This is a genomic window from Martelella lutilitoris, from assembly GCF_016598595.1.
Lineage (GTDB): Bacteria > Pseudomonadota > Alphaproteobacteria > Rhizobiales > Rhizobiaceae > Martelella > Martelella lutilitoris_A.
The window spans coordinates 3,857,145-3,877,814 of the sequence record NZ_CP066786.1 but is presented as its reverse complement, the minus strand read 5'-3'; the positions used below and the strand labels follow the sequence as shown (position 1 = coordinate 3,877,814).

Here is a 20,670-nt window from a genome sequence, read left to right as displayed (position 1 = left end):
CAATAGGGGTAATAAATGGCGGATTTCACAGCAGTCATTCGACGTGCCGTCGAGGGCCTTCCGGAACAGTCTCCGGAGTTGCGCGCGCGCGTTTACGAGAAGGCGCGCTCCGCCGTCATCCGGCAGATGGAGAACATGTCTCCACCCCCGCCGGAAGCGCTGATCAAACGGCAGATCGACAAGATCGACGCGGCAATCGCCGAGGTCGAGAGCGAATTCGCCGAAGCCCTGCCGCCGGCCGATGATGTGACCGGCGAAGAACCGGTTGCCGAGGAACGTTATGAGGCACCGCCGGAGGACATGCCGGCATCCGAGCCTGCGTCCGGGCCCGAGGAGCGGACCGCTTACGCGCCCGAAGAGGGGTATCGCGAGGAAGAGGCCTTTGAGCCCGCCGATGAGCGGGAGGCTTTCGACGCAGCCTACCGCGAAGACGAGCAGTATAGGGACCGGCGCCATGATGGGGAAGAGGCGCGGCAGGCTGCGGACGAGGACGATCATGGGGATGTGTCCGTTCGGGCCGACGCGCCTGCAGAACATGTTCTTGACGACGCTGCAGACGAAGAGAGCGCAGGCGATGTCAATGACGCGCCGCCCCCTGGCCCGCAAGGCCTGCTGCACGGCGCGACCTTCGAACACGTTCACACGCCGGACCGGGTCGACCATGAGGATGAGGTAGAGGACGAAGAGGCCTATAGCTATGATGTGACCGACGAGCCTGTCGAGACCGATGCCGGAACCGTCATCGTCGAGCCCGACGAGGATCCCGAGGCGTGGGAGGATGACGCGCGGCGCTCGCCGGTCGATGACTGGGAATTCGAGGCGACGACGGCGAGGGCCGGTGCGTTCGAACCCGCTCCGCCGCCGCCGCGCCGGTCGGTGCCGGAAAAGGACTGGGCGCATGTCGACAGCCTGCTCGGGCTTGAACCGGAGGAGCCGGGTGCCGGCTTCGATGATTTCGATGAAATGGCCGGCGGCCCCGCCGAACACCGCGGTGACGACGAGGCCGAAACGGGCGGAAGGCGCAAGATCGTCCTGATCGCAGGCGCGGTTATCGTCGCGTTGATCCTGGTCGTCGGCGGTTACTTCGCCTGGGACAACCGTGCGCGCATAGTCGCCGCGATTTCGCCGGCCGACCAGCAGCAGACTGCCGAGACCGCGCCCGCCGAAACGCCGGATACACCATCGCCGGAGCCGGAGGAGACGGAAACGGCTGAAAACCTCAAGCCTTTCACCCAACGGCTTCTGCCTGACGGCACCGAGGTTGACGAGGGCCTTCCGGCAGAAAGCGCTGCCTCCGGTCCCGCTCGTTCGGTCGCCAACCAGACATCGTCCTCGACGCCTGCCGAGACGGCCTCGGCGACGCAGACGGCCGAGCCTGCGCCGCCGGTGGGGGCCGCCCAGAAAATGTATCTCTACGAGGAGCAGCTCGGCCAGTCGGTGCCCTCTGCCTACCAGGGCACCGTCGAGTGGGAACTCAAGCAGGAAAACACCGGCACGGCCGTTTCCGAACCGGTGGTCGAGGGCATCATGAGCGTGCCCGAAGCCGGGCTTACCGGCGTCTTGACCTTCCGCCGCAATGACGATCCCTCGCTGCCCGCAAGCCACCTTATCGATATCGCTTTCACGCTTGACGAGAATTTCGAGGGCGGCGGGATCGACAATGTACAGCGCATCTCGATGAAGGGCACGGAAGCCGCGCGCGGCGATCCGCTGATTGCGGTTTCCGCCAAGATTACCGATGATCTCTATATGCTGGCGCTCAACGATTTCGATCAGGCGCGTTCGCAGAACCTCGCGCTTCTGGGCGACCGCAACTGGATCGACATTCCGGTCACCTACCGCAATGGCCGCCGGGCGCTGCTGACGCTTGAAAAGGGCACGACCGGCATGGCGATCTTCGATCGCGCCATCCAGGAATGGCAGGCGCTCGGGGATATCAACGGCGGCAACTGACGCGATTTTCCTGTAGCTTGAAAGGCCGATCGCGTCCCTATAACGGGGAGCCGGACAGATGGACATCACGCTTGCACAGGCTCTCGCCGAAAGGCGCTCGGTTCGCACGTTCGCGGAACGCGCGATACCTTTGCCATCGCTCGAAAAAATCCTGTGGGCGGCCCAAGGCAGGTCCGGTGAAGACGGCAAGAGAACAACTCCGTCCGCGCATGCGCTATACCCGCTGCGCCTGTTTGTTCTGGCAGCCAGGGTTGCCGGTCTTGAGTGCGGCCTTTACGCCCTTGCTCCGGAGGGGTCCGGCCTGAAAACGGTCGATGGCGCCGACCTGCGTCCGGCTCTTTGCGATGCGGCGATCGGCAACCCTGAATGGATTGCGGAGGCACCGTGCATAATCGCCATCTGCGCCGACATGGCGGGCCCGGCGAGGGCCTTTGCCGACCAGCCGCCCTGTGGCGCGCGCGGCGCGCGGTATATCTATCTGGAGGCGGGCGCGGCGGCGCAGAATATCCAGCTTCAGGCGGTGGGAGAAGGTCTGGGAAGCGTTATCGTCGGGGGCTTTGATGATGAGGCCACGGCAGGCGTTCTCTCGCTGCCGGCACCGCTTCAGCCTCTTGCGCTGCTCTGTCTCGGGTTTGCTGCGCCAGAAGGCTCGTGAAACGGTCCCGGCCCGTCATCGTCGCCTCGGCACGCAGAACGCCCCGCGCTTTGCGACGCAGGGCGTTCTCATGTTCAGGCGTTTTTGCGCGGCCGGGCGCCCGCGCCCAGCCGCGAGGTGCCATTATTCCGAAGCGTCATTACCGTCACGCACGGCCCGCACGGCGCGGGCGCTGGCGGCAACCTGTTTCTGGACGGCATCCTGCACCTTTTCGAAGGCGCGGACCTCGATCTGGCGCACGCGCTCGCGCGAGATGTTGAACTCGCCTGAAAGCGATTCCAGCGTTTCCGGGTCTTCCGAGAGCCGGCGCGCGACGAAAATCCGCTTTTCACGGTCGTTCAGCACGTTCATTGCCGAAGCGAGCATGTCGCGACGGTTCTCCAGCTCATCCTGGTTCATCAGGATGTCTTCCTGGCTGTCGTTCTCGTCGACAAGCCAGTCCTGCCACTGCCCGCTCTCACCTTCCGTCGCGCGGATCGGCGCGTTGAGCGAGGCATCGCCGGAAAGCCGGCGGTTCATCGACACGACCTCTTCCTCGCTGACATTCAGCTTGGTGGCGATTTCGCTCACCTGGTCGGGATTGAGATCGCCGTCCTCGATCGCCTGGATCTTGCCTTTCAGCCGGCGCAGGTTGAAGAACAGGCGTTTCTGGTTGGCGGTCGTGCCCATTTTGACGAGCGACCACGAACGCAAGATATATTCCTGGATCGAGGCCTTGATCCACCACATGGCATAGGTGGCAAGCCGGAATCCGCGCTCCGGATCGAATTTCTTCACCGCCTGCATCAGGCCCACATTGCCTTCCGAGACAACTTCGCCGATCGGCAGGCCGTAGCCGCGATAGCCCATGGCGATCTTGGCGACGAGGCGCAGATGGCTCGTCACCAGCTTGTGGGCGGCATTGCGGTCGTCATGCTCCTGATAGCGCTTGGCGAGCATGTATTCTTCCTGCGGCTCCAGCATCGGGAACTTGCGGATTTCCTCAAGATACCGGTTGAGGCCGTTTTCTCCGGCGCGAATGCTGGGTAATGTATTGGCCACTGCTCTACCCCCTTAGGTAACTGACCCTTCCCTGGAGAGACATGCTGTTCCGGCGGGGCTCTCACCCCGCAAACCGGACAATGATGTCATGAAGGGAAACCGGGATTTAATTATGGCAATCTCGTGTTTCAAGGTATTCGAACGGTAAACACTCCATTCACTGGAATGTTCCGGTTATCGGTCGAATGCCGCGCTGAGTTCGCTCATATCTGCGGGGAGGGCCGCTTCGAACCGCATTTCCGCGCCCGTTGCCGGGTGTTCAATAACGAGAAGCGCTGCGTGCAGGGCCTGGCGGGGAAAGCCGCGCACCAGCGATTGCGCCGGTTCCTCGAGAAGATTGGCCTTGGTCTTGAAGCCGGAACCGTAGAGATTGTCGCCGATCAGCGGGTGGCCGATATGGGCCATGTGGACGCGGATCTGATGGGTGCGGCCCGTCTCCAGACGGCATTCGACAAGGCTTGCCAGCGCCGTTCCGTCCGGTTTCTCGCCGAAACGCTGCTCGACATTGTAGTGCGTGATGGCGAAATCGGCATCGGCGCTGTCTCTTGATTTGACGGCGCGGCGAATGCGGTCGGAGGCGCGGCCGAGCGGCGCGTCGATCGTGCCGTGCAGATTGCGGGGTCGACCCCAGATCAGCGCCTTGTAGGCGCGCTGGAGCGGACCGGTGCGGCCGTGGTCGGCGAATTGCGCGGCGAGCGCCTGGTGGGCGGCATCGCTCTTCGCCACGATCATCACGCCGGTCGTATCCTTGTCGAGCCGGTGGACGATGCCCGGCCGCTTGACTCCGCCGATGCCGGAGAGCGTGTCGCCGCAATGATAGATCAGCGCGTTGACCAGCGTTCCGGTCCAGTTGCCGGCGCCGGGGTGGACGACGAGGCCGGCCTGCTTGTTGATGACGATGATGTCATCGTCCTCGAAAAGGATATCGAGCGGAATGTCCTCGCCTTCCGGCTCGGCCTCTTCGGCTTCCGGCACGATGACGGTGATTGTCGTTCCGGGCGTGACCTTGCGGCTCGGTTCGGTCGCCGGCGTCCCGTCGATCGTGACGGCCCCCTTGCCGATCAGCGCCTTGATGCGCGTGCGCGACACGCCGTCGCCCATCTGCCGCGCCACGAAGGCGTCGAGGCGTTCTTTCGTGCCATCGGGAACGAGAAGCACTTTTCTATTGGCCTCGGTTTGTTTAAAGGGGTCGTCTGTCATCTGGGTGTTTTTTGAAAGCACAGGTGCGAGACTGGCGCTTTTATGCCAAACAATCCCGCGGAGCAATGGACAATGTCGCAACATCGTAACGAATACCAGGAAGAAGAACAGCCGCTTGATCCGGCCGTCGAACTGGTGCGGCGGCGCATGCTGCGGCTGCAGATCATTTCCGCGCTGATCATGATCGTTTCGCTGATGGCCGTTTTCGGCGCTGTTCTCTACAAGGTCTTCGCAGAAGCCCCGGACGAGCAGGCCGCCGCGACATCGTCCGGCGCGATCGTGCCGGCGGATGCGCCGCGGGCGCTGACCGCAACGCTGCCGCGCGGCTTTCAGATCGCCGATATCAGCTATGGCAATGGCCAGGCGCTGATCTACGGCCAGAAAGAAAACGGCGAGCAGACCTTCTATCTCTTCGATCTCAATTCCGGCCGCATGGCCGCCGATGTCGAGATCCGCTTCGACTGATGGCGGCAAGCCCGATCACGATCCGGAATGCCGAAGACCTGCGCATTGCGCCCTTCCGCGCCATAAGGGAGAAGGATCTGGTCGGCCGTCGCGGGTTGTTCATCGCCGAGGGCACGGTGGTGCTGAGGGTTCTGGCGGAAGCGCATGGTAAGGGGCGTTTCCTCGCCGACCGCATTCTGGTGCTGGAAAACCGGCTCGCGGGCATTGCCGATGTGCTGTCGAGCTTTCCGGGCGACATCCCGGTCTATGTTTGTGACGCGGCGGTGATGAACGCGATCGCCGGCTTCGACATGCATCGCGGCGTGCTGGCACTTGGCCGCGTGCGGGAACCGCCGACGGCCGCGGAGGTCATCGCGAAACTTGGCGAAACGGCGCTCGTCGCCGTCGCCATCGGCCTTTCCAACCATGACAATGCCGGCGCGATTTTCCGCAACGCCACCGCCTTTGGCGCCGATGCCGTGCTGCTCGATGCGACCTCCTGCGATCCGCTCTACCGAAAGGCGCTCAGGGTCTCGGTCGGTTCGGTTCTGAAGATGCCGTGGAGCCGGGGCGGCAGCGCCGAAGACCTCCTGACGGCGCTGGATGGGGCGGGGTTTCAGGTGGTCACCCTCTCGCCTTCCGGGCGGACGGCGCTCAATGCGCTGCCGCCTGCAAGCCGCACGGCGCTGGTGCTGGGCACGGAGGGGGAGGGGTTGCCTGCAAGGATTCTCGAGGCCTTTCGGCCGGTGCGTATCCCGCAATCGCCGGGGCTTGACAGCCTCAATGTCGCGACCGCCGCCGGGATCGCGCTCTATCAGATCGCGCTTTCGACCGGCCGCATCGGCTGATCGGCGTCAGTCGTTCTCTTCAATCAGTTGCAGCGCCCGGGCGGCAAGGCTCAGCCGGCCGCTGCCGCTGCGCTCCCCGTCGCGCGAAAGGGCTGCCAGGATCGCCTTTTCCGCGCCGGTATCGTGCGCGTAGGCGATCATCATCGCCGCGAGTTCGGCGAAGGCCTCCCTGAGCGCCGCGTCTTCGCCGGGCGCGCCGGCGGCCGCTTCCACCCGCGCGCAAAGCGCGGCATAGCGCGCCTCGATTTCGCGCTTTCGTGTTTCAGGCTCAACCGCCAAGCCGCTTCTCCGCTCAGAAGGGATTCCAGGTGGGCTTCTGGGTCAGTTTCAGATAACCGACATTGACACCGAGGCGGGCACCGACGCCGGAGCGCACGGGCACAAGAACGATGTTGCGGTTGGTATAAACCTGCATGGAGAAGCCGGCAATCACATAGGCAGAGCCCGAAACGCCGCCATAGCGGCGGTAAAGGTCGGGGATCGAGGGCAGGTTATAGACGAGCATCATCACCCGCGAGCCGTCGCCGCCATAATCGATGCCGAGCGAGGGGCCTTGCCAGAAAACCTTGTGCATGCCGGCATTCTTGGTGTTGAGCTGGCCTTCGCCATAGGTCAGCCCGGCGATGAAGGCGCCCGAGCCTTCCGAGCCGAGAATATAGCCGTTCGGCAGACCGTATTTGGAAAAGGCATTCTGAAGGGCCGTCGCGAGGCCGGAACTGGCGGAGCCGAAGAAGTTGTTGCCGGCGTCGATCACCTCGTCGGCGGTAAAGCCGCCGTTTTGCTGCGGCTGGACGGCGGCCGGCGGTTGCTGCGGCTGAGTCTGGGCATGTGTCTCAAGCGTGCCAAACGCCGTCAGCAGGAGCAGGGCGAAAAGGAGGGCCGAGGCGGGCCTCAAAAACGTTCGAGCGAGCATGGCGGTTCCATTCCTGTTGCTTTCTGGCATGACCGGGGCCCTCTGCCATTGCCTTTTTCTGTGAATGTGGCAAGCGTGGAGCCCGCCGCCATTGTGAGCACGACCTCTTAACAATGGATTTACCAAATGTGGCGATTTTCCCTGAATGCGGCTTTGCAGGGTCAATGGCCAGGCATCCGGTCCAATAGTAAGGAAGTCTGAACCGATGAAAAATCCAAATCTGAAGCTGAGCGGCGCCGACCTCGCCGCGCTCCTGGCAAGCCGCATCTGCCATGATGTGGTCAATCCCATCGGGGCCGCCGGAAACGGGCTGGAACTTCTGGACGAGGGCGGCATGGACGAGGAGGCGCTGCACCTCATCCGCCAGAGCACACTGAGCGCTACCGTGCACCTGAAATTCGCCCGGATCGCCTTCGGCGCATCGGGCACGCTGCAATCCCCGCTCGATACCGGCGAGGCCGAGACAGCGGCGCGCGAGTTGATCGGGCTCGGAAAGCGGGTGACGCTCAACTGGACCGGCCCGCGCCTCAATGCGCCGAAGGACCGGGTGAAGCTGCTCCTCAACCTGTTTCTCGTCGCCCAGTCGACCATTCCGCGCGGCGGCACGATCGATGTCGGGCTTGATTCGGCCGGCGACATCTTCGCCTTCATCATCCGTGCGCGCGGGCCTTATGTGCAGATGCCGACCGACTTCGCCCGAATCTATGGCGGGGTGATGGAGGATCCGATCACCTCGCACAATGTCCAGCCCTATTACACCGCGCTTCTGGCCGAGGAATCCGGCATGTCGGTCGAGTTCGTCGTCAATGAGGGCGAGGTGGTGTTCGAGGCGAAGCCGGCGGTCTGAGCGCTTCGCTTGTACCATAATTTTGCGCTGCAGCAGGCGGCGATCCCATTTTCGTCACGCTTTGCCTTCACTTTTCATGCGCAGTGAAGCGCCGAAACAAAATCGTTGGTCCGGCGTTTCGAGTGAGAATCGAGATCACCGACGTTCCGTCAGTTTCCGAGGGAGCCTGCCGTGTCCTTCGTCAAATTCGCGCTGGTCTTCGCAGCAGGGGCGCTTGTCGCCTTTGTGCCGGGCTCTGCCCTGGCGGACCAGACCTACCAGATCGCCGTTGCCGATCCGTCCCGAAAGGCGCGACGCGTGCCTGTCGAGATGCGGCCCTTCCCCGAGGAGATCCTTCGCAGCTGCAAGATCGGTTTTGGACAGCCGGTCTCGGTGGTCGCACCCGTCTCCGGACGTCTGACGCTCGACGTCGCCGATGGCCGCGAGGTGGCACCGGGCGATGTCATCGCGCGTTACGACACCGAGGCGCTGGAACGGCGTGCCGAGGAGATCCGCCTCGACCTTGACTACATGAGAGCGCGGCTTGACTACCGTTCCGGATCCTACCGGGAAAACACCCGCGCCATCCACAGCCTCGACGAGGCGGAAAAGGCGGCGGCGCGGGACTATCTGGCCGACCAGTACGCAGAGATGAAACGACTTTACGGGCAGGGTCGCTTGGCGCTGGGGCGCTATCAGGAAGCCCGGCGCAAGCTGAACGAAGCGGATGCCGCCCTTGAGCGCGAGCGGCGCGTGAACGCGCTGGAACGTCAGGAAGCGGACCTTGAGATTATCCGCCTGACCCACGATGTCCGCAAGCGCGAGAACGCGCTCGCAGAGGCGGAGGAAAAGCTCGACAATGCCGTCGTCAGGGCAACGGCCGCCGGCCGGCTGGTCGATGTCGAGACCACCACGGCCGTCGACGGCAAGCTGACTGTGGATGAGGGCGACCGGCTCGCCCTTCTGGTCGATCCCGGACAGCTCGGAGCCCGATTGCAGTTCAGCAATGCCGAGATGCGCCTGGTGCGCAACGCCGAGATCACGGTCACGCCGGAGGATGACGGCAAGCCGCGATCTGCCGGGATCTCCGCCGTTCGCGCGCTGGAAAATCCGGCGGAGCGCGCCCGCGGCGCGCTTTCGACCGAGGTGGAGGTGGCCTTTCGCGATCCGGCCGGGCCCGCGCTTTTGAACCAGACGGCAACCTGCCGCTTTGCCAAACCGAGCGTCAGGCCCGAGCCCGCCGTGCCGGTCTCTGCGGTGGTGATCAAGAACGACCAGACCTTCGTGCGCAAGGACGAGGGCGAGGAGCAGAAACTGATCAGGGTCGAACTCGGCGATATATCCGATGACTACATCCGCGTCCTGTCGGGCCTCAACCCGGGTGATTTCGTTCTTGACTAAGCAGAGAGCATCCCTTTCGAAGCCGCAGGCCCGGGCAGGGCCGGTCCCCCGCCGCGCCATGTTCGCCGGCGTTGCCCTTCTCGGAGCCGCCGCTCTTTCGGGCTGCGCCTCGAGCCAGTTGAAGGAGACCGCCCAGCGAATCGACGTGATGGCGGCTGAACTCGAGGCTCCGCCGCCGGATCCGCCCGAGGACGGCACGGCGCTCGGCCCTGCGGACCTTCTCGCGCATGCGAATGCCAGGGGCAAGGATTTCATGCGCGCGCGCATCGCCCGCGCCCGTGCCGTGCTCGATCTCGACAAGGTGAAATCCGCCCGTTACCCGCGCATCAGCGCCGAGGCTCGGCAGATTTCGACCTTTACCGGCGATTTCGAGGCGTCCGACAGGGTTTCCAATATCGTGCTCGGCGTGAACTGGGATATTTCGCGCGCCCTTTTGAGGCTCGATCGCAAGACGGTGAAGGTCGCCGGCCGCCTCATCCCGGTCCAGTACCAGGTGGCCCAGCGCAATGCCACGCGCGATCTGATCGACACCTACAACGACTACACCGCCCTCGATTTCCAGCGCGAAAGCGTCTCGCTCAAGCGGAAGGGCCTGCAATGCCGCGTTGATGACAAGGAGGTCGAGGTCGCGCTCGGAAATGCGAGCGCCCTGGAGCTTGAGACGCTGAAGGACGAGATCGATGCCGCCCGCCGGGAAGCGATGGCGGTCTCCCGCTCGCTCGCTTCCAAGCGGGACGAATTGCTCGGCCTCTCCGGTCTTGCAGAGGGCGGCTACGCGGTTGCTCCGGGCCGCTCTCTGACGGATGCCCTTGAAGACTATCCGACGGTTACAAGCGAGGATGCCGATGCCTGTTTCGCCCGCTCCGGCAAGAAGCGGCTGGAGGACCTTCTGGTCGAGGCCGCCGCCGCCCAGCTCGCGATCGCGCGCCAGTCTCGCTTTACAAGGCTGACGACGTCCATCCCGAGTTTCATGACCCAGACGGGCGGCTTCAACCTTCAGTTCCTGATCTCCTATGTCCTGCCGATCATCGACGAGGGCGATGCGCTGCGCATGACCCAGCAGGCGCGGCTGACGCTGCTCGACACGATCCTGACGGCGCGCGACAACCGACGCGCCTTCATGAGCGATTTTGATTCGCTGAAACTCGGGATCGCGGGGGCCGAAAGCGAACTGGCCGCGGCAAGCTCCGTTCTTGCGCGGTCACGGACGTTGCTGGAGAGCGCCGATCCGACGGAGCGTTGCGCGGCGGCAAACGATGTGGAGAAAGCCCGTGCCGACGTCCGCGCAGCCCGCTACAAGATCGAAAGGCTGAAGGCCGATCTCAGGTTGCTCTGCGCGCCGCCGGCCGAAAGGCGGGACGATGTGACGGAGGCAACTGGCGAATAGGTCTCAGCCAGGGCATCAGCCAGAAAATCGGAATCGATTTTTGGAAAGCGCGGTGCGTGTTTTCAATACGTTGGAGCGTCCTTTGCGCGTCGGAGTGGATGCACGGTGCGCCAGACACAAAAAAGCGGCGCCGGGCGCCGCGTTTTTAGAGAAGGGGAGAGGATCAAGGGGTCAGGCCCGCTTCTGCATTTCCTGCTGGTCGGGCTCGCGCAGAACATAGCCGCGCCCCCAGACGGTCTCGATGAAATTGGTGCCGCCGGCGGCGTTTGCAAGCTTCTTCCTGAGCTTGCAGATGAAGACGTCGATGATCTTCAGTTCCGGCTCGTCCATGCCGCCATAGAGATGGTTCAGGAACATTTCCTTGGTCAGCGTCGTGCCTTTCCGGAGCGAAAGAAGCTCGAGCATCTGGTACTCCTTGCCGGTCAGATGCACGCGCTGGCCATCGACCTCGACGGTCTTGGCATCGACGTTGACGGAGAGATCGCCGGTGGTGATGATCGACTGGGCGTGGCCCTTGGAGCGGCGGACGATGGCGTGTATGCGCGCGACCAGTTCTTCCTTGTGGAACGGCTTGGTCAGGTAGTCGTCGGCGCCGGAACCGAAGCCGCGCACCTTGTCGTCGGTGCCGGACATGCCCGAGAGGATGAGGATCGGTGTGGCGATCTTCGAAACCCGAAGCGCTTTCAGCACTTCATAGCCCGACATATCGGGAAGGTTGAGATCGAGAAGGATGATGTCGTAGTCGTAGATCTTGCCGAGGTCGACGCCTTCTTCCCCGAGATCCGTCGTATAGACGTTGAAATTCTCGCTCTTCAGCATCAGCTCGATGCTCTGAGCCGTGGCGCTGTCGTCTTCGATTAAAAGAACCCGCATGTCTTTCCCCTTGAACCGCCGCAAATGAAAGGTCTGATGTCGCCCCGACGCGATACGGACTCAGTGATGACCTGATTTAGAAGCTGCCATTGAATGGTTAACAAATTCTGATTCATTTTGGCAATACGAACATAATTCATTAATGAACATTTGAATATCATTGAAATCATTATGTTTTTTAGGTCATCGGGTCCGACAAAAAAGATTAACCAAACTGGCTAAGTGATTCATTCGACTCGCAAGTTTTAGGTTTTTTGCCGCTTTCGGTTTACCGACCCTTAAGTGATGCGCCCTATGATCATTGATGACTGTAAATGAAAGGTTACCGGGATTTCGAATTCGTTAATCAATTCCCAGGGACTGGAGAACGAATCAGAAATCATGAAGGGGGGCGCCTTTCGGCAATGCGTTCGTCAGCCGGGGAGTTTTGCGTATGAAGGCACGAAACAGTCTGTTGCGTCTCAAGGCGTTTCAGGTGAAGGAAAAGAAGCGGCAGTTACAGCAACTGCAACTGATGATGGATGAGTTCGCGCGCATGTCGGACGAGCTCATGCAGCAGATCGCTGCGGAAGAAAAGCGTTCCGGGATCTCCGATCCCGCCCATTTCGCCTATTCCACATTCGCCAAATCCGCCCGTCAGCGGGCAGATAATCTCGCCGTCTCGGTGGCAGACCTGCGCCAGCAGCAGGCGGTCGCCGAAGCCGAGCTCGCGCAGATGGAAATCGATTACGAGCGCGCCGCTGCGCTGGAGCTGCGGGAAGGACCGAACCGCAAACGCGCCTGAGCCTTTGGCGCCGCAAAGAACGCGCGAAAGCCGCATCCGCCGGGTGCGGCTTTTTTGGTTGACGGGCGACACAAAAAAAGCGCTGCCGTCCTTGCGAACGAAAGCGCTGTCTCGGGATGGCCGAACCCGTGGTCGAGGGTTCGCGCCGCCTCAGTTGCGGTATTGCTGAATTCTGGTGGTCCTGAGGCCGGCAAGGCCGTGATCGTCGATCGAGGCCTGCCAGGAGAGGAATTCCTCGACGGTCAGGCAGTAGCGCTCACACGCTTCCTCGAGACTTAAAAGCCCGCCGCGCACCGCCGCCACAACTTCGGCCTTTCGCCGGATGACCCAGCGTCTCGTGTTTGAGGGCGGCAGGTCTGCCACGGTCAGCGGACTGCCGTCCGGGCCTATGACGTATTTTGCGCGAACGCGGGCTAATTCGGTCATCGTACTCTCTACACAAACTCACAACCTATGCCGTCAAGCTAGCGCGGTACTTTTAAAATTTGCCTAAGGGCGGGGTAACCCTCTGGTAACCAGAATGCCTGTGGCCCAGCCGCTTCCCGCACCTTCGGCGCGACCGAATGGACGCTTCGAAGCCGGCCCGGATCTCGGCGTCCGATAAATTCCGGATCTTCAAAGTTAGCTATTTCTTACATTGCTAAAATTCGCTACCCTGCAGGGAGCGACGCGCTGTGCTCGTCGGCCGAGCGGACAACCGTTCCCGAGGCGGCCGCACGCCTTCGGGCGCAGCCCTTTCATTTGTCGCTGCGTCGCGGTAGACCTGCCGCAGAGGATCGGGGCAGGGTGCATACGAGGAGTTTCAAGGCATGGTTTCCGGACAGTCGTTTTCGCAATGGGATCGCCAGCCGCTTGTGCGGCGCATGGCGGACTGCAATCCCATGGCCGGTAACCCGCTCAAGACCAAGGCCGATCTCCAGGCCGCCGTCGCCGGTTTCTACGCGCCGCTCGTGCCGTGGTATTCCCCCGGCAATGCGCGGCTGCGACTTTCGGCGGGCTCCGCCCACTATGATGACGATGCAGCCGAAATGGAGGCTTTCATCCGCCCTCTGTGGGGTATCGTGCCGCTGGTCGCCGGCGGGTTCGATTTCGAGGATTGCCGGCGTTTCGTCGAGGGCTTCTCCCACGGCATGGATGTCAACCACGAGGAATTCTGGGGCGAGCCCGGTGATTTCGACCAGCGTCTGGTCGAGACGGCAGGCATCGCCCTTGCCCTGCTCGTCGCGCCGGATAGCTTCTGGCGGCCGATGTCGGAGCCTGCCAAGGACAAGGCCGAGCGCTGGCTCCTGAAGATCAACGAGCGGGAGGTGCCCGACAATAACTGGCTGTTCTTCCGCGTGCTGGTCAATCTCGGACTCCGCAACGTCGGACGGCAATGGTCTGAAGAAGCGGTGCACGCCGCACTCGAGCGCATCGAGACCTATTATCTCGGCGACGGCTATTATCGCGACGGCCAATGGGGCCACCGCGACTACTACCTGCCGATGGCGCTGCATTTCTACGGACTGATGGTCGCCAGGTATGCCGGCGACATCTTTCCCGACCACGCGGCGCGTTACCGGGAGCGCGCCCGCATCTATGCGCAGGATTTCCAGCACTGGTTTGCCGATGACGGCGCGGCCGTGCCTCACGGCCGCTCGCTGACCTATCGTTTCGCCGAGGGCGCCTTCTGGGCGGCCTGCGCCTTTGCCGATGAGGAAGTGCTGCCCTGGGGCCGGATCAAGGGCCTTTTGTTGAGGCATCTGCGCTGGTGGTCGAAAATGCCGATCGCCGACAGGGACGGCGTGCTTTCCATCGGTTATGCCTATCCGAACCTGCTGATGTCGGAATCCTACAATGCGCCGGGCTCGCCCTACTGGGCGCTGAAATCATTCCTCGTGCTGGCGCTTGATGAGGATCATCCCTTCTGGGCGGCGGCGGAAGAGCCGCCGGAAGCGCTTCCCGGCGGCCGCGTATTTTCGCCGGCGGCAGGTTTTATCCTCAGGCGCGCTCCTGGTGACGCAGTGATGCTGACGGGCGGGCAGGACGGACGCGAACACCGCGCCCATGATGCCAAATATGCCCGCTTCGCCTATTCATCCGCCTTCGGGTTCTCGGTGAAAGCCGATGTGACCCTGCCCGACCATCCCGATCGCAGCGCGGTGGATTGCGGCCTTGCCGTCTCGCGCGACGGCCTGAGCTACCTCTCGCGTGCGGTGATCACCGAAGAGGGCGTCGACTACGGCATGGTCTGGGGCGCATGGCAGCCGGATGACCGGCTGAGGATCGACACCTGGCTCGATTTCGCCGGCGCCGGCTGGCATGTCCGCCTGCATCGCATCAGGACGAAGGGCAGGCTGTTCGTCAGCGAAGGCGGCTTTGCCGTGGACCGCACCGGCGAGCGCGATCCTGCCTTTGCCGGCGGCCTTTCGCATGAGAGCGGCCGCGCCGCAATCGTAACGCCGACCCACACATCGGCGATCATTGACCTGTCCGGGACGCGGGCCGGCGAGATCATCCGCGCGGCGCCCAACACGAATATCCGTTTTCCGCGCACGCTGTTCCCCCGGCTTGTGGGCGAATTTCCCGCCGGTGAGCATTTCATCGTCACCGCAGTCTATGGCGTGACGGATCCTGTGGAGGCGCTGCCGCCGGTCGACCTGCCGGAAGCGGTCAGGGCGCTCTGCGCCGAAAACGGGGTGACTGTCTGAGCAAGGACAAGGGCGGCTGGAGCCGAATGACGGCCCGCCATCCGGGGGTGGTCAGGCTTCGCTGTCCTGCTGAAGCTTGGCCATGTGGCGCACGCGCTCCTCGCGCAGAAGGCTGCGATAGCGCCCGAGGCTGCCTTTGAGGTGCTCCCGCATCGCATCGCGCGCGCCCTGTTCATCGCCGTTGGAAATGGCGAAGATGATGCGCTCATGTTCCTTGATCAGCAGGTTGCGATAGGCGACCTCGCCGCCGTCGTCGGTTTCGATCACCTGGCCCGTCTGGGGGATGATGGCCTTGCCCTGCATTTCCAGGAAGGTCGCGAACAGCGGATTGTTGGTGGCCTTGGCGATGGCGAGATGCAGGCCGATATCGGCCTCGCTCCAGGCCTTGCCGTCATGACGCCCGGCAATGCCTTCGGCATGGCGAGCGAAAATCTCTTCCTCCTGCGCCGGCGAGCGCCTGAGCGCGGCAAGCCCCGCCGCCTCGATTTCCAGCGGCGTGCGCGCTTCGAGGATTTCGAGCGATGTATAGATCCGCTCGGAATCGACCATCGGATTGGTGCGCCTGAAGGCGAAGGAGATCGGGTCGAGGACGAAGACGCCGGCGCCCTGGCGCGGCTCGACGAGGCCGTCGGACCTGAGGGCGGCAACCGCCTCGCGCACCACGGTGCGCGAAACGCCGTGTTCCTGGGTCAGTCGGGCCTCGCTCGGCAGCTTGTCGCCGGGCTGAAACGCGCCGTCCAGAATCGACCGCCGCAAGGCCTCGCTGACCTTATGGACCAGGGTTCCATTGCGTGCGGCGGTTTGCGTTGCCAAAATTCATCCCCTTTGCGGTCAGGCATCGGCCCTGACGCCGGCTGCGAACTGTTTATGCCGGACGACAGAAGCAGCTCTTCTTTAAAAATTGTATGATAAGTTGAACGGAAATACAATACAACATTCGCTCCGGCAGGATGAGTGCTCAGGGGCCTGCTTCGCGCCCCCAGACCTCGATCTGGGTGAGAGCGGGGAAGGGCGAGGGGTCGTCAGCCTTGACCAGTTTTTCGAGCCGCACCCATTCCGTTTCGCGCTCGGGAAAGGCAAAGCGCTGTCCCGCCCCGGTTTTCTCAAGCGGGACATTGATGGAATGGCCGTCGCTGAAGACAATGCGGGCCGAGGTCCACCAGGCGTCATGGGGAAAGTCGGCGCGGGTAAAGAGCACGACCGACTGCGCGACGACCCGGCGGCCGAATTCCACCGTCATCGTTGCTTCCGGATCGCAATTGATGCCCCAGCTTGTATAGGGCCAGAAGCCGTGGTCGTCGCTGGCGATCTCGCCGTCGATGGCGTTGCGCGCGGCAAAGGCGGCCTCGCCGCGCGTCTCGACGCTGGCGGAGGCGTGCGGGTAGGCTGCAGCGCTTGCGCCATGGTCCGCCGGGTTCAGCGCCAGATTGCGGATGCCGGAGAGCGCATCCGGGCCGGTCGCTTGCGCCGAGATCCTGTGGTGCTCGCCGGAAAACGCCGTCGGCGCGTAAACGGTTTTCGCATCGCCAAAGGGAATGGGGAAGCTGAACGCGCTCTCTTTCATGAACACGACGGCCGGCGAGAGTGTATTATCGATTGAAAGCGTGATGAAACTCCCGGGGCTGCCGGTCTCGACGGTGATCCGGTCGCCGGGCGCGTAGGCGTTCCGGAAAAACAACGAAACAGCCTCGTTTCCGGTATTTCGGGCGCGCAGCTCGCCGGCCTTGTCGAGAACGGAAAGCGTGATCTCCATGGGGGTCTCCCGTCAATTGATTGAAAGCCTGAGCGTTCGACCGCCCAGGGGGATTTGAATACGATAGAGCGTGTCAGGCCAGGCGGCCCTGAGGCGCTGATCGGTGATGGCGATGGCCTCGACCTGCGGCCTGCCGCCGCCTTCGATGGCGATCTCTCCAAGATCGGGAAGGGTGATCCGTCCTTCGGCGACCTCGGGTTTTATCGCGACCATCAGCGAGAGCGTGGCGGGCTTTTCCGCGTCGCATATCTCCGTGATGTCGATGCCCCGGCCCTTGGTGAAAGTCACCGTGCGACGGTAGGTTTTGACGCCCGCCTCCCTCGGATAGGCCCCGGCCAGTTCCATGGAGATGCGTGCGGCTTCGTTTGAAAGCGATACCGTAACCTCGCTTGCCGCAAAGGCTTCTCCGTCCTGCTGCATCACCCCGCCGAATCTCGGCAGGTTGTGGAAGGCGGACTGCATGGTCCAGATTTCATAGCGACGGGCAGAGAAGGTCCTGGCGGTATAGGTCTCGACGCCGACATCGATGATAAAGGGCCTTCCGTCCTTGTAGATCGTGAAGCTGCCTGTGTCGTTGTGGTTATGGCTTTCGCCGTTGTCGCCGGCCTTGACTGCAAGGGCGAAGCGCTGGTCGCGGGCCACCAGGAGGCCGATGCTCGGGAAGAACCGGTCTTCGGGCGCCGGGCGCTGCGCCTCGTGTGCTGCCAGTTCCCGGGCGGTCACCGCCCCCTGCAGGCGATAGAAAAGGTTGATCTCCTCCGGCGCGTCGGGTTCGGGCGAAGTCTTCCAGTCGGCGGCGGCGAAATCTGCAAGCATGGTCGAACCGACGGCCTTGCCGAAGAGATATTCGCGCGCGCCGCAAAAGCCTGCCCGGGCTGACGAATCGGCAAAATTAAAATAGCGGTCGTCTGCCACATGCATATAGGCGATGAAATCCGCCATATTGCGGATCTTTTGGTCGCGGAAGAGCGGGGCAAAGGCGTCGGGCGCGACCGTCGCGAGGATGTTGAGGGCATTGAAAAGGCAAAGTCCGGCATGGCGATAGTAAAGCACGCCCTCCTCGCAGGCGCCGTCCTCGCCATAGTCCTTGAGGAAGAAGTCGAGGCTGGCGGCGGCCTTTTCGACGACGTGTCGCCGGGTGTCAGTGTCGAAGGGGCGTGAGAAGGCCGCCAGCAGCACATTCTGCGTGCACCAGGCAGTCCAGTTGTTCATCGGCTCGTCGCCCCGGCCCATCCACCAGAAGTGCTCCTCCAGATAGGGCCGGATGACGCGGCGGCTGACCTCATCGTCGAGCCGGGAGACGATCATCGGCGTCACCGCGTTCAGTTCCGCTTCGAACAGGGTCGCAAGCACGGCAAGCTCCGCCCCGGTCTCGGCGGCGAAGAGATCGACGACCGGACGGCGCGGGTCGGGCAGCGGCAATACCTGCGCATCGCGGATATAGACATTGTGGGCCGGAAGCTGCCAGCCGCTTTCCTCGGCAATCAGCAGCGCGCCGTCGATGATCCGATCAAGATAGCGCCCGTCGCCGGCAACGCATTCGCCGAGCGCCAGGGCGTTCAGCATGCGGCGGCGCTGCATATAGGGCGTCTCGTAGCCGATGCGGTCGCCGGTGCGGGAAAAGGCGAGATAGGCGCTTGCGGGAAGCACCGGCCATGCGAGAGGACAGTTCTCGGCCGCCTCGGTCAGCCGGGCGGCGTATTCCTCCGGCAGGGATGACCATTTGTCGCGGTCGGCGGCAGGCCAGCCCGGCGAAAAAGGCTCGAAGGCATCTGGCAGGGCCTGAAGGCGCTCGCGAAACATTCCGTCCTCCCGTATCCGGCCGGTCCCGTGTGCGGACGGGCGACGGCGCGGCATGAACTTGTTCTTTTTCCGTGCCTGTCCTCGGGCCGCGAGGCCCTCAGTCTACGGAGGGAGGCATGGATTTCGCTATGCTCTAGCACATATGTCGGATAAGTTTTAGTCAGAAAAATACATTTTTGGATACTTGTATTATATGTTTTCCGACGATAGGATGAGCCAAAATCACGGACGTCTGCCATGGCGCTCGTAAAAGGCTTTCCCGGTTTGTCGCCCTGCGGCGGACCGCAGGATGGGAGGATCACGTGGCTGCCACCGGCTTAGGCTTAGCGACAGGGCAAAAGAGGAAGAAGCGCCGTGTGCTGACGAAAAGTCAGCAGAAGCGGCGGGCAAGCCTCGTCGCCTTCTCCTTCATTGCGCCGAACTTCCTTGGTTTCGCGGTTTTCACCCTCGGGCCCATCATCTTCGCCTTCGCGCTTGCCTTCATGCACTGGGACGGCTCGAACCCGATCGAGTTTGCCGGCCTCGCCAATTTCTTCGAGCTTTTCCGCGACAAGGCCTTCCAGGCCGCGTTCTGGAACACGATCATCTACACGGTGTTCTCCGTGCCGCTGACAATGGCCTGCTCGCTGGGTCTGGCCATGCTCCTGAACAAGAAGATCTTCGGGCGCGATTTCTTCCGCGCGGCGATGTTCTTTCCCTATGTCGCATCGCTGGTGGCCGCTGCCGTCGTCTGGAACATGCTGTTCAACCCGGAAATGGGTCCGGTCAACATGATCCTCTATACGATGGGCGTCGATCCGAAGAACCTGCCCGGCTGGGCGGCGGACAAGGACTGGGCGATGGTCACCATCATCCTGTTCGGCATCTGGAAGCAGGCCGGCTATTTCATGGTGATCTATCTGGCCGGTCTTCAGGGCGTGAACCGCGAGCTGTATGAGGCGGCCGATCTCGACGGCGCCAATGCGTGGCAGAAGTTCTGGAACGTGACGCTGCCGCAGCTGGCGCCGACCACCTTCTTCGTCTCGGTCATGCTGACCATCAACTCCTTCAAGGTGTTCGACCAGGTCTACATGATCACGCAGGGCGGGCCCGGAACCTCGACGCTGGTGCTGGTCTATCACATCTACAACGAGGCCTTCATCTCCTGGGATCTCGGCTATTCGAGCATGGTCGCCCTTGTCCTCTTCGTCCTGGTTCTGGCCGTCACGCTGATCCAGTTCCGCTATTCGCGCAGTCTCGATTAAGGGGAAGGGTCAGATGCAAATTTTCGGTCGCAAGATCAAACTCTCCACGATCGCCCTCTACGCGCTGATCATCGTCATCACGATCATCATGCTGTTGCCGTTCGCGTGGATGCTCTCGGCGTCTCTGAAGTTCAACCGCGAGGTGTTCGAATTCCCGATCCACTGGATCCCGGAAAATCCGCGCTGGTCCAACTATGTGCAGATCTGGACCAAGATTCCGCTCGGTCTCTTCGTCTTCAACACCGCCAAGATCACGATCATGGTGACGCTGCTGCAGCTCTTCACCTCGTCGTTCGCAGCCTATGCCTTCGCCAAGCTGAAATTCCCTTATCGCGACGTGCTGTTCCTCGGCTACATCGCGACCATCGCCATGCCCTGGCAGGTCTACATGGTGCCGCAGTTCATCCTGATGCGGGAATTCGGGCTCTACAACACCCACTGGGCGCTGATCGCGCTTCAGGCCTTCACCGCCTTTGGCGTGTTCCTGATGAAGCAGTTCTACATGTCGATCCCCGATGAGCTGTGCGAGGCCGCGCGCGTCGACGGCATGAATGAGTACCAGATCTGGTGGAAGATCATGCTGCCCTTGTCGAAGCCGGCGCTGTCGACGCTGACGATCTTCACCTTCGTCTTCGCCTGGAACGACTTCCTCGGCCCGATGATCTATCTGACGCAAACGGATCTGAAGACGATCCAGATCGGCCTTCGCATGTTCATTTCGCAATACTCGGCCGAATATGGGCTGATTATGGCGGCATCCGTCGTTGCCATCATCCCCGTCCTCGCCGTCTTCCTGGCGCTGCAGCGCTTCTTCGTCGAAGGCGTCGCCAATGCCGGACTGAAAGGCTGATCCTG

At 62.5% G+C, this 20,670-nt stretch carries 20 protein-coding genes; 11 read left to right on the top strand and 9 right to left on the bottom strand.

The window, feature by feature from the left end; all coding sequences use genetic code 11:
* Positions 1-15: 15 nt before the first annotated feature.
* Positions 16-1,953, top strand: coding sequence for a hypothetical protein (locus tag JET14_RS18405; protein WP_200335425.1), 1,938 nt, complete (start codon positions 16-18; stop codon positions 1,951-1,953).
* Between the two features lie 58 nt (positions 1,954-2,011).
* Entirely contained in the window at positions 2,012-2,608 is a 597-nt protein-coding gene (locus tag JET14_RS18400; protein WP_200335424.1) for a nitroreductase family protein, read from the top strand.
* 123 nt (positions 2,609-2,731) lie between these two features.
* Here JET14_RS18400 and rpoH read toward each other — a convergent pair whose 3' ends face one another.
* Together rpoH and JET14_RS18390 are read right to left on the bottom strand one after the other, a co-directional pair.
* Positions 2,732-3,649, bottom strand: a complete 918-nt coding sequence (gene rpoH, locus JET14_RS18395; protein WP_061449761.1) for an RNA polymerase sigma factor RpoH — start codon at positions 3,647-3,649, stop codon at positions 2,732-2,734.
* A 174-nt stretch (positions 3,650-3,823) separates the two neighbouring features.
* On the bottom strand, positions 3,824-4,849 hold the full coding sequence (locus JET14_RS18390) for an RluA family pseudouridine synthase (RefSeq protein ID WP_200335423.1): 1,026 nt from the start codon (positions 4,847-4,849) through the stop codon (positions 3,824-3,826).
* Positions 4,850-4,921: 72 nt separating this feature from the next.
* On the opposite strand from JET14_RS18390, the gene JET14_RS18385 reads away from it, so the two are divergent.
* Together JET14_RS18385 and JET14_RS18380 are read left to right on the top strand one after the other, a co-directional pair.
* Positions 4,922-5,314, top strand: coding sequence for a hypothetical protein (locus tag JET14_RS18385; protein WP_200335421.1), 393 nt, complete (start codon positions 4,922-4,924; stop codon positions 5,312-5,314).
* The gene (locus JET14_RS18380; protein WP_200335419.1) at positions 5,314-6,141 is read left to right on the top strand and encodes a TrmH family RNA methyltransferase; all 828 of its coding nucleotides are present in this window, start codon (positions 5,314-5,316) and stop codon (positions 6,139-6,141) included. The genes JET14_RS18385 and JET14_RS18380 overlap by 1 nt, the downstream gene beginning before the upstream one ends.
* Before the next feature lie 6 nt (positions 6,142-6,147).
* Here the strand turns inward: JET14_RS18380 and JET14_RS18375 are convergent, their stop codons facing one another.
* Both JET14_RS18375 and JET14_RS18370 read right to left on the bottom strand, forming a co-directional pair.
* Positions 6,148-6,420 carry a hypothetical protein gene (locus JET14_RS18375; protein WP_200335417.1) on the bottom strand — a complete coding sequence of 91 codons (273 nt, stop codon included), beginning with the start codon at positions 6,418-6,420 and terminating at the stop codon, positions 6,148-6,150.
* Between the two features lie 13 nt (positions 6,421-6,433).
* Positions 6,434-7,054 carry a DUF1134 domain-containing protein gene (locus JET14_RS18370; protein ID WP_200335415.1) on the bottom strand — a complete coding sequence of 207 codons (621 nt, stop codon included), beginning with the start codon at positions 7,052-7,054 and terminating at the stop codon, positions 6,434-6,436.
* Between the two features lie 205 nt (positions 7,055-7,259).
* On the opposite strand from JET14_RS18370, the gene chpT reads away from it, so the two are divergent.
* The 3 genes from chpT to JET14_RS18355 all read left to right on the top strand — a co-directional run bounded on the left by chpT (position 7,260) and on the right by JET14_RS18355 (position 10,668).
* A complete protein-coding gene (chpT, locus tag JET14_RS18365; protein ID WP_200335413.1) occupies positions 7,260-7,901 on the top strand; it encodes a histidine phosphotransferase ChpT in 642 nt (213 codons plus the stop codon).
* Between the two features lie 171 nt (positions 7,902-8,072).
* Complete coding sequence (locus JET14_RS18360; protein ID WP_200335411.1) at positions 8,073-9,281, top strand: efflux RND transporter periplasmic adaptor subunit; 1,209 nt, start codon at positions 8,073-8,075, stop codon at positions 9,279-9,281.
* Positions 9,274-10,668 (top strand): hypothetical protein, encoded by a 1,395-nt coding sequence (locus tag JET14_RS18355; protein WP_200335409.1) that lies wholly within the window; start codon positions 9,274-9,276, stop codon positions 10,666-10,668. The genes JET14_RS18360 and JET14_RS18355 overlap by 8 nt, the downstream gene beginning before the upstream one ends.
* 171 nt (positions 10,669-10,839) lie before the next feature.
* On the opposite strand, the gene ctrA is transcribed toward JET14_RS18355, so the two are convergent.
* Positions 10,840-11,541, bottom strand: a complete 702-nt coding sequence (ctrA, locus tag JET14_RS18350; RefSeq protein ID WP_061449753.1) for a response regulator transcription factor CtrA — start codon at positions 11,539-11,541, stop codon at positions 10,840-10,842.
* A gap of 433 nt (positions 11,542-11,974) precedes the next feature.
* Between ctrA and JET14_RS18345 the strand changes: the two genes are divergently transcribed.
* Positions 11,975-12,325, top strand: coding sequence for a flagellar export protein FliJ (locus tag JET14_RS18345; RefSeq protein ID WP_200335407.1), 351 nt, complete (start codon positions 11,975-11,977; stop codon positions 12,323-12,325).
* A gap of 150 nt (positions 12,326-12,475) precedes the next feature.
* Here JET14_RS18345 and JET14_RS18340 read toward each other — a convergent pair whose 3' ends face one another.
* Positions 12,476-12,751 carry a DUF1153 domain-containing protein gene (locus JET14_RS18340; RefSeq protein ID WP_018065061.1) on the bottom strand — a complete coding sequence of 92 codons (276 nt, stop codon included), beginning with the start codon at positions 12,749-12,751 and terminating at the stop codon, positions 12,476-12,478.
* Between the two features lie 383 nt (positions 12,752-13,134).
* Between JET14_RS18340 and JET14_RS18335 the strand changes: the two genes are divergently transcribed.
* Positions 13,135-15,015 carry a DUF2264 domain-containing protein gene (locus tag JET14_RS18335; protein ID WP_200335405.1) on the top strand — a complete coding sequence of 627 codons (1,881 nt, stop codon included), beginning with the start codon at positions 13,135-13,137 and terminating at the stop codon, positions 15,013-15,015.
* A gap of 51 nt (positions 15,016-15,066) precedes the next feature.
* Here the strand turns inward: JET14_RS18335 and JET14_RS18330 are convergent, their stop codons facing one another.
* The 3 genes from JET14_RS18330 to JET14_RS18320 form a co-directional block, all read right to left on the bottom strand.
* Positions 15,067-15,828, bottom strand: a complete 762-nt coding sequence (locus JET14_RS18330) for a FadR/GntR family transcriptional regulator (protein ID WP_245308945.1) — start codon at positions 15,826-15,828, stop codon at positions 15,067-15,069.
* 145 nt (positions 15,829-15,973) lie between these two features.
* Positions 15,974-16,768 (bottom strand): DUF7402 domain-containing protein, encoded by a 795-nt coding sequence (locus JET14_RS18325; protein WP_200335403.1) that lies wholly within the window; start codon positions 16,766-16,768, stop codon positions 15,974-15,976.
* 12 nt (positions 16,769-16,780) lie between these two features.
* Entirely contained in the window at positions 16,781-18,571 is a 1,791-nt protein-coding gene (locus JET14_RS18320) for a heparinase II/III domain-containing protein (protein ID WP_200335401.1), read from the bottom strand.
* A gap of 302 nt (positions 18,572-18,873) precedes the next feature.
* Here JET14_RS18320 and JET14_RS18315 point away from each other — a divergent pair, with 302 nt between their 5' ends.
* Together JET14_RS18315 and JET14_RS18310 are read left to right on the top strand one after the other, a co-directional pair.
* Positions 18,874-19,815, top strand: coding sequence for a carbohydrate ABC transporter permease (locus tag JET14_RS18315; RefSeq protein WP_200335399.1), 942 nt, complete (start codon positions 18,874-18,876; stop codon positions 19,813-19,815).
* Positions 19,816-19,828: 13 nt separating this feature from the next.
* Positions 19,829-20,665 (top strand): carbohydrate ABC transporter permease, encoded by an 837-nt coding sequence (locus JET14_RS18310; RefSeq protein ID WP_200335397.1) that lies wholly within the window; start codon positions 19,829-19,831, stop codon positions 20,663-20,665.
* The last annotated feature ends 5 nt before the right edge of the window (positions 20,666-20,670 follow it).